Raw genomic sequence first — 8132 nt, forward strand, 5'->3', positions numbered from 1 at the left:
CGCGCCGGCGCGATCGCCGCGGGCGCGGCGGTGACCGCGGCGGGGTATGCCGTCGCGCGGCTGCGTGCGCGGTGGCCTGCGGCCGGCGGAGAGGGGACTGTGGCATGAGGTTGCGTTGTCGGGTGCGGGTGTGTGGCCGGGCAACTCAGCCCGTCCGGCGTTTGAGGACTGGGGTCTGGGGGCAGAGCCCCCGGCGGGTCCGGGTGGGGGCACTCCCACCCAGACGAAGATCTGGGGGAGAGGACAACCCCCGGCCACGGAGCCGCACCCAACCGACCGCCACGGGCAAGGAGGGTGAACCGGTGAGCCGTCGCAGCGAAGCCGTGCCGATCCTGATGTACCACGCCGTCGCCGACGCGCCCGCGCCGGCGACGTACAAGCTGTCGGTGAGCCCGGCGGCGTACGCGGAGCAGATGCACCTGCTGGCCGACCACGGCTTCTCGCCGCTCACGACGGCAACGCTCGCCGCCGCCTGGCGGGAGGGCCGCCCGCTGCCACCCCGCCCAGTGGTGATCACGTTCGACGACGGGTACGAGGGCGTGCACCAGCACGCCCTCCCCGCGCTGAAAAAACACGGCTTCGCCGCGACCGCGTTCGTCGCGACAGGCTGGCTGCGCGGAGCGCACGAGGTGCCGGGGGCGGCGCTGGACCGGATGCTCGACTGGGGGCAGGTGCGTGAACTGGCCACGGCGGGGGTGGAGATCGGCGGGCACAGCCACACCCACCCGCAGATGGACCAGCTCAGCGACGAGAGGCTGTGGTTCGAGGTGCTGCGGTGCAAGGAGATCCTGCGCGAAGAGCTGGGCGGCGGGGTGCCGCCGGTGTCGTTCGCGTATCCGTACGGCTATTCCAGCCGCCGGGTGCGCCGCACCGTGCGGGCGGCCGGGTTCGGCGTGTCGCTGGCCGTGGGAAACGCGCTGGCGGCGCGGCGCCAGGGGCCGTACGCGCTGGAAAGGGTGACGGTGCGGCGGAGCACGGGGATCGAGGAGTTCGAGCGGCTGGTGGAGGGCCGGTCGGTCGGCCGGAATTTCGCGAAGGACCGGGCGCTGACCAAGGGGTATGCCATGGTCCGCAGAACGCGCCAGTGCCTGCGGAAGGTACCCGAGACCAGTGTCTGAGACGACGACCCGGAAGGCGCAGACGGCACCCGCCGTCACCCCCGAAGAGGAGGGGGCCGCCAACCACCTGTTCCGCAACGCCTATGCGCTGATGCTGAACACGGGCGTCTCCGCGGTCCTGGGCCTGGGCTACTGGCTGATCGCGGCCCGCCACTACACCGAGGACGCGGTCGGCCAGGGCTCGGCGGCGATCGCCGCGATGAAGTTCCTGGCGGGGCTGATGGCGGTGACCCTCACCGGGGCGCTGACCCGCTTCATCCCGGTGTCCGGGCGACGCGCCGGGCGGCTGATCTTCCGTACGTACGCCGGGAGTTCGGCGATCGTGGCCTTCTCGGCGGCGGTCTTCCTGCTGACGCTGGACAGCTGGGGGCCGTCGTACCGCTTTCTGCACGGGACCGCCCATGGCCTCGGCTTCGTCGCGGCGGTGGTCGGGTGGTCGCTGCTCACTCTCCAGGACGGGGTGCTGACCGGGCTGCGCAGCGCCCTGTGGGTGCCGGTCGGGAACACCGTCTTCTCGGCGGGCAAGCTGGCGCTGCTGGTGGTGATCGCGGCGGCGGTACCGACGGCCGGGGTGTTCGTGTCGTGGGTGGCGGCGATCGGGCTGTCGGTGGTGCCACTGGGCTGGCTGGTCTTCCGGCGGCTCGTGCCCCGGCATGTCGAGGCCACGGCGGGCCAGGGGGAGCCGCCGACAGTACGGGAGATGGGGCGGTTCGTCGCGGGCGACTCGACCGGCTCGCTCTTCGCGCTCGCGGTCGTCTACCTGGTGCCGGTGCTGGTCGCCTCGCAGATCAGCGCGTCGGACAACGCCTACTTCTACGTCACCATGACGATCGGCGGGACCATCGACCTGCTCGCCATCAACATGGGCTCCTCGCTGACGGTCGAGGGCTCCCACGACCCCTCGCGGATCGCCGAGAACTGCCGGGCCGCGCTGCGCCGGATGGCCAGGATCATGGTGCCGATCGTGGTCTTCCTGCTCGTCTTCGCGCCGCAGATCCTGGGGGTCTTCGGGCAGGGTTACGCGGACGAGGGCGCGCCGCTGCTGCGGCTGCTCGCGCTGTGCTCGCTCAGCCGGGTGCTGATCGAGGTCTTCTTCGGGGTGCTGCGCGCCCAGAGCCGGACGGCGTTGCTGGCCGTGTTGCAGGGCGTGCTGTGCGTGCTGGTGCTCGGCCTGACCCTGGCTCTGCTGTCGCCGCTGGGCATCGTCGGCGCGGGCTGGGCGGAGCTGGCCAGCCTGGTGGTGATCGCGCTGATCTCGCTGGTGGGGCTGCGGCGGGTGATGGCGGCGCCGGTGGCTTCAGCGGCGCCGGTGGATGTGCCCTCGGCCGGCGACGACCTGGAGGTCGTTTACGGCACCCGGTGGGCCAAGCGAGCGGCCGCCCTTGACCAGGACACGCTGCACCTGGGCGTACGGCTCGACTTCGATCACCCCGAGCGGCGGCCTCCCGCCGCGCCTCCGGTCGCCGAGCCGGCTCCGCAACAGACGCCTCCCCGGACCCGCTTCAGCCCGCGGCCGCCCTGGGCACCGCTTGCCGTGTGGGGCCTGCTGGCCTGCGCCCTCGCCCTGTACTGGCTGCCGTTGCGCGGCATGGGCGACGCGCAGCTCGACGCCATGGACGGCCTCGGGCTCATCTCCGTACTCCCGAAGGCCACGCTGGCCGGTGCGCTGCTGCTGGTCGTGGCCTTCGCGGCGGCGCTGTGGCTGCGTACGGCCAGACCGTGGCTGCTGCTGGCCGTACTGCTGGCGACGGTGGTGTCTCTGCACAGCGTGCCCGCCGTGCTGGAGGCGCAGCCGCGCTTCGCGACCGCTTGGCAGCACGCCGGGTTCATCGACTACATCGGCCGCACCGGCATCGCCGCCCCCGACATGGACGCCCGCTTCTCCTGGCCCGGCTTCTTCGCCGCCGTCGCCTTCGTGGCGCGCGCCTGCGGCGTCACCGACCTCACCGAGGTCCTCCGGTGGTGGCCGCTGGCGATGCAACTGCTCTACCTCGCACCCCTGATGCTTCTGTTGCGCGCCGTACGCGCCGACTGGCGGGCCAAGTGGTGCGCGGCCTGGCTCTTCGTGCTGTGCGGCTGGGTCGGGCAGGACTACTTCTCGCCGCAGTCCCTCAACTATCTGATCTACCTGATGTTCGTGGCCGTACTTCTGGTCTTCTTCCGCTCGCCGCGCGCCGCTTCGGCCGTCGGGCGATCCGACCGGGCGGTCCTGCTCGCGCTGCTGTTCGGGCTGTTCGCGGCGTCGGTGGTCAGCCACCAGCTCACGCCGTTCATGATGCTCGGCGCCCTCACGGTGCTGGTGCTGGTGCGGCGCTGCACCCTGCGCGGCCTCCCGCTGCTGTGCGGCGTCCTGCTCGTCGGCTGGATCGGCTTCCTCGCCGAGCCCTACTGGTCCGGGCACTTCAACGAACTCTTCGGCGGCATCGGCTCCCTCGGCGGCAACGTCTCCTCCAGCGTCTCCGGCCGCATCCAGGGCGGCAGCAGCGTCCACAAGCTTGTGCTCTACGCCCGCGTGCTGCTCGCCGCCGGCGTCCTCACCCTCGCCGCCTTCGGCTGGCTCCGTCGTCGCCGCCTCGCCGGCAGCAACGACCGCGCCCTGCTCGTGCTCCTCCTCGTGCCCTTCTGCGGCTTCGGCATGCAGTCGTACGGCGGCGAAATGGCCCTCCGCGTCTTCCTCTTCGCCCTACCCGGCGCTTGCGCCTTGGCCGCCCTCGCCCTCTTCCCCCGCACCGCCCCCGCACGCGCCTGGCTCGGCCCCCTCGCCGCGCTCGTCGCCGGCTGCGTCCTCATGGCCGGCTTCCTCGTCGCCCGCTGGGGCAACGAGCCCTTCGAGCGCGTCCGCACGGGCGAAGTCGCCGCCATGGACTACGTCTACGCCCACGACTCGCCGTCCGCCCGCGTCCTCTGGCTCAGCACCGACCCCGTCAACGACGTCACGCCCAGCCTGCCCTGGAACGCGCGTGACATGGAGAAGGTGACCTACGTTCCGGTGCTCGCGCCGAGCGATCCGGTGCGGGTGCAGTCGGTCGTCACAGCGCTTCGGGATGCCGGGCCGAAGTCATACCTGATCGTCTCGCGCGGCCAGACCACGTACCTGCAGCTCGACGCGGGCTTCCCTGCGAGCTGGCCCGGCAGGCTCCTCGGCTCCCTTGACGCGCGCGCCGATCTGCGGCGCGTGCTCGTCAACGACGACGCCGCGATCTACGAACTCCGCAAGCAGCCCAGCAACTGGCCCGTCCTCGCTCCGCAGCCCGAACGCGTCTTCCCCGTCATCACCTGGACCGCCTGGACGGCGGTCGGCGCCGTGGCCGGGCTCGCTCTGCTCCTCCTTCTGGGCGCGCGCGAACTCGCCCGCGTCACGGTCCCGCCGGAGCGCCGCCGGCGCGGCATGCGGCTCTCCTTGGCGATGGCGGCACCGCTGGTGGTCGTGTTCCTCGTGGCCCTGGTCGACCGCTTCCTCACCCTGAGCTGAGCGCGCTGTTCTCCCCCAGCCTGGCGGCTGGGTGGGGGAGGGCTGGCACAACCCGGCCACGGACCCGCACTCGACAACGCCCCCTCCCGGGTCCAGGGGCAGCGCCCCTGGACCCGGGAGGGGGCGGGGTGGGGGAACCAACCCGCCCACGGGCCCGCAGCCGCCCACGGCCCGCAACCACCCACCCAGCAGGGGCGCGGCGGCGCCCCCGGCACCGGATCAGCGTTGCAGCCAGCGGATGCCGTAGCCGGCAAGGTCGAAGGACTGGCCGTCGACGTTCACGTGGATCGCGCGGCCGAGGACGTTGACGACGAGGACGGCCGTGGCGGAGGCCAGGACGCGGACGTTCGGCTTGTCGTCGTTCGCGATGGTGACCGTACGGAAGGCGGTGCCCGGGGGGAAGGCGGCCGCGAAGCGGCGGAGGAGGTCCAGCATGGGGAGTTGCCGGCCGCCGTTGGCGGAGAGCTCTGTGCTGGTCCAGAGGCAGCCGGGGCAGGTGGCGCCGCGCGACTGCGGGTTCCAGTAGAAGGCGGCGGCGGAGCCGCCGAGGGCGAGCTGGATCATGGCGGAGGCCTGCACCGCGGTGCGGTGGGGCTCGGTCCAGCCGGAGGCGGGGGGCTCGACGTACCACTCCGCCCACCAGATGGGGAGCGGGGTGCGGGCAGCGGCCCAGCGGCTGAGTGCGGCGAATTTCTCGGTGGCCGCGAACTCGTCCGGTACGAGGCTGTCGTCGTGGTTCGTGCTGGAGCCGTCCAGGACCAGGAAGTCCGCGCCGGCCTTGTGCTTGAGCCAGTAGTCGACGACGTCGAGGGCGCGCTGGTCGGCGGCGCCCCAGTCCCCCTTCAGGGAGGCGGACGCATCGCCGTTCCCGCCGTCGCCCGGGGGGAAGCTGTCCATGACGACGTACGGGCCGCCGACCATGTTGTCCGGGTTGACCTTCTTGATGGCCTGGTAGACGAGGTTGTAGAGCCGGGTGTAGCCCTCGTAGTCCCAGCGCTTGAGCCCGTCGTGCCAGAAGCCCTTGAACTCGTTCCAGACCATGAAGTGCCGTATGTCGGGGTAGCGCTCGGCGACCTTCGCCGCGAGGGCGGCGAAGTCGTCGAAGTGGTCGGGGGTGGGGGCGGCCTCGAGGTTGGACCAGTCCGTCTGCCCGGCCTTGCCGCCCTTCATCCAGTCGGGGGCGCAGCAGAGGGTGATGACGGGGGTGCCGCCGGTGTTGCGGATGAGGGCGACGCGGTCGTCGAGTTCGGCGAAGTCGTACGTCCCGGGCGAGGGCTCGGGGTTGCTGGCGCCCCAGCCCATGGTGGCCTGGTCCTGGGGGAGGGAGTGCTGGGAGAGCAGTTCGCCGGCGGCCTTCTTGGCGTACGCCGCGCCATGGTCGGCGCTGAACTCCGTGTGGGTGAGGCCGAAGCCGAGTTCAGCGGTAGTCCGCTTCCCGGTGGGGGCGTGGGCGCCGGTGCCGCTCTTCGTACCGTCGCCGCCTCCGCACATCGACAGCAGGAGGGCCAGCGCCACGACGCCGACCACGCCGATGCCCAGCAAGGCGGCGACCCCTCGGCGCCCCGGCGGCCCGTTTCCCGTCAATCTCATACGTGTGCTCGCATGACGCCCCATTACCCAGAACTGTAGCCGCGAAGATGCCCGGAAGGGGTTACTTGTCCGAGTCGGAAAAACACTGTGCGGATGCGGCTCTTGTGCCGGATCATGAACGCCATGTCCGACTCGAGGAGGCCTGTGCCGCAAGCACACCCGACGACACCCCACCGTGCCCTGTCCATCCGGCTCAACATGGACGACAGCGATTCGCCGTCCGATGTCGTGGACGCCCTGTTCCTGGGCCGTTTCGCGTCCGGCGAGCAGCCGTACTCGCGCGGCGCCTCGCTCGACAGCGTCAAGTCGGGGGCGACCCTGCTCCCTCCGGAGGCGGCCGTGCTGCGCTCGGCGCGCGACAAGGACCGCAGCGCCACACTCGCCGAGGGGCAGGGCTGGACGGTGCTGGTGTCCCGGTGGAGCCGGGGCGCCGATGTGACGGTGGCGGCCGTCAGCGCCGAGCTGGCCGACGAGGTGCTCGCGTCATGCGTGGACGGCGCGGAGGACGAGCCGGAGCCGCAGCCGGAGAACGTGACGATGGGTTTCTGGTACGTGTCGCCGAGGCGTGGCCCGCACCGTACGACCCGGCAGATCAGCGCCAAGACGTGGCCCGAGGTCCGGGCCAACTACACCGCGCCGGTCGCCGACGCGATGGACGGCCTGATGAAGCTCACGGCCGACGACATCTCCGGGCGGCTGCTGCTTCTGCACGGCCCGCCGGGCACCGGCAAGACCTCCGCCCTGCGGACGCTGGCGCGGTCGTGGCGGGACTGGTGCCAGGTGGACTGCGTCCTGGACCCGGAGCGGCTCTTCAACGACGTCGGCTATCTGATGGACATCGCCATCGGTGAGGACGACGGCACCGCGGGCGGCCGCTGGCGGCTGCTGCTCCTCGAGGACTGCGACGAGCTCATCCGCGGCCAGGCCAAGCACCAGACCGGCCAGGCCCTGTCCCGGCTCCTCAACCTCACGGACGGCCTGCTCGGCCAGGGCCGCAACGTCCTGGTCGGCATCACCACCAACGAGGACCTGGAGCGGCTGCACCCCGCCGTCGTCCGCCCCGGCCGCTGCCTCGCCCGTATCGAGGTCGGCCCCCTCACCCGTACGGAAGCGGTCAACTGGCTCGGCACCCCCGAAGGCGTCGGCCGCGAAGGCGCCACCCTCGCCGAGCTGTACGCCCTCCGCCGCGGCTCCTCCCCCACCGCGATCCCCGCCATCCCCTCGCCGACAACGGCCGCCTCCTCGGACGGCCTCTACCTCTGATGGCGGCGATTCGGCCCCGTACGCGGGCCGAGCTCCGGCGCAGCCGCCGCCCGCGCGCCCACAGTTGCTGGGACCATCTCTACGCGGCCCCGCTGTGGCCGCTGCACGGTGCGAATCTGGGCACCCTGCTGCGTACGTGCGACGCGGTCGGCGCTTGCATGGCGGTGCCGCCGTTCCCGTGGGTCGACGAGGCGCTGGCGCGCGGCAACACGCTGCGCCGGCGGCCGTGCGTCCACCGCACCGGGGATCCTCTGGGCTGGCTGCTGCAGCAGCGCGAGCGCGGGGTGCACATCGTGGGCGTCGAGCTCGCCGACGAGGCGGTTCGGCTGGCCGATCTGCCGGCCGCGAGGCGGGCGACGGTCGTGGTGCTCGGCCATGAGCAGCACGGCATTCCGCCCGAGGCGCTGGACCTGCTCGACGTCGCGGTCGAGATCCCGATGGTGGGGACGGGAGCGAGCCTCAACGCGGCGGTCGCGGGCTCTCTGGTGCTGTACCGGCTGGTGGGTCTGGTCTAGGGCCTGTCCGGCCGATCTCCGTGGGAGAAGGAGCGGGGTCTGGCGCCGGCGATCGCAAGTCGGTGGGGGCACTCCCCCAGCCTTCGGCCGGTGGGGGTGCCCCCGGCGAAGCCAGGGGGAGGACCCCCACCCAGCCGCCAGGCTGGGGGAGGCACGCGACGCCGCGGAGATCGA

At 72.2% G+C, this 8132-nt stretch carries 5 protein-coding genes; 4 read left to right on the forward strand and 1 reads right to left on the reverse strand.

The annotated features are described in order from the left end of the window. Nucleotides 1–335 precede the first annotated feature (335 nt). Together EFK10_RS08795 and EFK10_RS08800 are read left to right on the forward strand one after the other, a co-directional pair. Entirely contained in the window at nucleotides 336–1118 is a 783-nt protein-coding gene (locus tag EFK10_RS08795; RefSeq protein WP_127355184.1) for a polysaccharide deacetylase family protein, read from the forward strand. Continuing rightward, nucleotides 1111–4590: a lipopolysaccharide biosynthesis protein gene (locus EFK10_RS08800; protein WP_407647017.1), complete on the forward strand. Its 3480-nt coding sequence runs from the start codon at nucleotides 1111–1113 to the stop codon at nucleotides 4588–4590. The genes EFK10_RS08795 and EFK10_RS08800 overlap by 8 nt, the downstream gene beginning before the upstream one ends. Nucleotides 4591–4809: 219 nt before the next feature. Here EFK10_RS08800 and EFK10_RS08805 read toward each other — a convergent pair whose 3' ends face one another. Next, a complete protein-coding gene (locus tag EFK10_RS08805) occupies nucleotides 4810–6204 on the reverse strand; it encodes a GH39 family glycosyl hydrolase (protein ID WP_407647018.1) in 1395 nt (464 codons plus the stop codon). Between the two features lie 90 nt (nucleotides 6205–6294). On the opposite strand from EFK10_RS08805, the gene EFK10_RS08810 reads away from it, so the two are divergent. Continuing rightward, a complete protein-coding gene (locus EFK10_RS08810) occupies nucleotides 6295–7443 on the forward strand; it encodes a DUF5925 domain-containing protein (RefSeq protein ID WP_407647019.1) in 1149 nt (382 codons plus the stop codon). Continuing rightward, on the forward strand, nucleotides 7443–7958 hold the full coding sequence (locus EFK10_RS08815) for a TrmH family RNA methyltransferase (RefSeq protein WP_127355183.1): 516 nt from the start codon (nucleotides 7443–7445) through the stop codon (nucleotides 7956–7958). Before EFK10_RS08810 ends, EFK10_RS08815 begins: the two co-directional genes overlap by 1 nt. Nucleotides 7959–8132 lie beyond the last annotated feature (174 nt).

Origin of the sequence: Streptomyces soli (genome assembly GCF_003999195.1) — a bacterium.
Lineage (GTDB): Bacteria > Actinomycetota > Actinomycetes > Streptomycetales > Streptomycetaceae > Actinacidiphila > Actinacidiphila soli.